1 protein-coding gene is annotated in these 249 nt (G+C 58.6%); it reads right to left on the minus strand.

Features of this window, described 5'->3' with window-relative positions:
- Positions 1–25: 25 nt before the first annotated feature.
- Positions 26–249: hypothetical protein (locus H6A60_RS13435; RefSeq protein WP_205105357.1), on the minus strand; the 224-nt coding region annotated here is incomplete at its 5' end.

A 249-nucleotide genomic window follows, 5' to 3' on the forward strand; every position in this document is an offset into this window, starting at 1 on the left:
TCGGGATTCTCCGTCTGCTGTCGAGTTATTGACCAAGCTTCGTCTCGGTTCCTTCACCGTCGACGAGGGTCGCGCGTTCCATGCGCTTGTATTTCATGTCCGCCTTGCGGTCGCGCTCTCGTTCGAGCTCCTTCTCTTCCCTGTGACGTTCCCGCGTTATCACGTCGGCCGTTCGCGGACCACCTTCGTATGTCGTGATGTGGGTGACGAGCGGGGCGTAGTGCGCGATCTTGATGCCGAATTCGTAAG

The sequence above is a fragment of the Sutterella massiliensis genome (genome assembly GCF_016899755.1).
GTDB classification, from domain to species: Bacteria; Pseudomonadota; Gammaproteobacteria; order Burkholderiales; family Burkholderiaceae_F; genus Sutterella; species Sutterella massiliensis.